This is a genomic window from Solirubrobacter ginsenosidimutans (assembly GCF_027587205.1).
Map to the genome: position 1 here is coordinate 1 of NZ_JAPDOD010000115.1, position 2676 is coordinate 2676.

Below are 2676 nucleotides of genomic sequence, written 5' to 3' on the forward strand. Positions count from 1 at the left end.
CGGCACCACGCTGCCCGGCGACGCCCCGGCCGGCACCGGCGCGGCCGCTCCCGCCGACACGACGCTGCCCGGCGATGGCGCCGCCGCGCCCGCGGACACCACCCTCCCCGGCGACGCTCCGCCGGCGGCGGACACCGCGCTGCCGACGAAGCCCGCCGCCGGGCTCGAGGCCACCGACCCGAAGTCGGCCCGCAGCGCCGCGCTCGCCGACGGCGTGTCCTCGAAGAAGGGGTCGGGGCTGGACCCGTCGCAGTTCGGCAGCGCCGGCAAGGGCGGGCCGCCGGGGCCGGAGGCGCTCGCGCTGCTCAAGAACAAGAACGTGATCCTCGACGCGAACGGGATCAAGGACATCAAGGCCGGGCGGGTCGATCCGCGGCTCGTCGCGGTATTGACGAAGCTCAGCGGCGAGCACAAGCTCACCGTCACCGACGTCTCCTCGAGCGAGGCCGACCCCTTCGGCATGGACATCGGCGCCATCGACGGCGAGATGGTCGGCCCCGACAGCCCGCTCGCCCGCGAGGTCGCCTCCGAGCTCTCGAGCCTGGACCGTGGCTACCGGCCCGACGCGATCGGCAGCCCGTTCGCCATCTCCGGCAAGGGCTATTTCACCGACGCGGCCCACCAGACTCACATCCACGTCGGCTTCAAGGAACCGATCGCCGCCGACTGGAAACCTCCGAAGGACGTCGCCGCCGAGGTCGACCCTCCCCCGGTCGAGAAGCCCGCCCCCGTGGCGCCCGCGCCGGTCGCCGCCGCACCGGCACCGGTCGCCCCAGCGCCCGCACCGGTCGCACCGGCACCGGCGCCCGTCGCCGCCCCCGCGGCCGTCGTGGCCGAGGCGCCGCCGAAGTCCAAGAACGAGTCGCAGCTCTTCCAGGCCGTCACCGCCAAGGCGTCCGCCGCCGACGCCCGCAGGGACGCCCGCAACGAGTCGCTCGGGTTCCTGAAGGCCGTCGAGCCGCCGAAGGCCAGCCCGGTCGCACAGGCCGCCGCCGTGGACCCGACCGCGGCCGCCGCGGCAGTCGCCGCCGCGGCCCCGGACGCCTATCCGGGCGACAACGCGCCGCAGGAGCAGATCGCCGCGTGGATGGCCGGCCAGGCGCAGAAGCGCGGCCTGCCGCCCGAGTTGCCGCTCATGGCCTCGCTGGTCGAGTCCGGCATGAAGAACCTCAACTTCGGCGACGCCGACTCCGTGGGGTTCTTCCAGATGCGCGTCGGGATCTGGAACCAAGGCGAGTACGCGGGGTTCCCGGACAAGCCGGAGCTGCAGGTCAAGTGGTTCCTGGACAACGCCGAGGCGGTCAAGAAGCAGCGCGTCGCGGCCGGCAAGTCGATCACCGACCCGAACCAGTACGGCGATTGGATCGCCGACGTCGAGCGCCCCGCCGAGCAGTACCGGGGCCGCTACCAGACCAAGCTCGACCAGGCGATGAGCCTGCTGAAGGCCGCCCCGGCGCAGCCGCAGGCCGCCCCGGTCCAAACCGCCGGCGCCGTCGTCGACGCGGCCGCGGCGGCCGCCCCGGCCGGCGGTGGCGGGAGCGGGCTCGGCGCGGCGGCGCTGGCCGTCGCGCACAGCCAGAAGGGCGTGCGCGAGATCGGCGGCGCCAACCGCGGTCCGCAGGTCGACCAGTACCTCGCCGCGGCGAAGGTCGCGCCGGGCAACCCGTGGTGCGCATCGTTCATCACGTGGTCGCTGGAGCACGCCGGGCACAAGATGCCGGGCGGCGGCTGGGCGGCCGTGCAGACCTGGGTGCGCAACGCCGAGGCCGGCCAGAACGGGCTGAAGATCGTCAGCGCGCAGGACGCGCGGCCGGGCGACATCGTGGCCTATGACTGGGGCGGCCAGGAGGATTTCGGCTCCGACGGCCACATCGGGTTCCTCGACAGCACGGTCCAAGGCGGCAAGTTCACGGCGCTGGAAGGCAACAACGCCGACGCCGTCACCAGCGTCCCGCGCCAGATGGGCAGCGCGAACATCAAGTTCATCCGGATCGAGGGCAACGCGCCGGCGGGCGCGGCGCAGGTGCCGGCGCCGTCGGGGAACGGGGTGGCGCAGGTGGCCGACCAGGCGCCCGCGCCCGCGGCGACGTCCTCCGCGCCGATCGATCCCACGCAGTTCGGCGGCGACGGCCACGGCGGCCCGCCCGGCGCCGAGGCCCTGGCGCTGCTGAACAACAAGAACATCGTCTTCGACTCCGACGGCATCGCCGACATCAAGGCGGGGCGGATCGATCCCCGGGTCGTGGCGGTGCTGACCAAGCTCAGCGGCGAGCACAAGATCACCGTCACGTGCATGTGCTCCGACCACGACAAGTTCACGGCCGGCGGCTCGGTCTCCAACCACCATTTCGGCCGCGGCATGGACATCGGCGCCATCGACGGCGAGATCGTCGGCCCCGGCAGCCCGCTCGCGCGCGAGGTCGCCTCCGAGCTCTCGAGCCTCAACCCGGACTACCGGCCGAACGAGATCGGCTCCCCGTTCGCCATCGCCGGGCCCGGCTACTTCACCGACGCCGCCCACCAGAACCACATCCACGTCGGCTTCAAGCAGGAGATCCCCGCCGACTGGAAGCCGCCGAGCGACGTCGCGTCGGCAGCGCCCGCGGCCCCGGCAGTGGCGGGCGCGCCGGTCGCGACCGCGGCCGCCGTCGCCCCCGGCACCCCGGCCGCCGCAGC

General features: G+C 74.1%; 1 protein-coding gene. It reads left to right on the forward strand.

The genetic code is table 11. The features are described from left to right. Nucleotides 1-2676: CHAP domain-containing protein (locus OM076_RS44340; RefSeq protein WP_270046708.1), on the forward strand; the 2676-nt coding region annotated here is incomplete at both ends.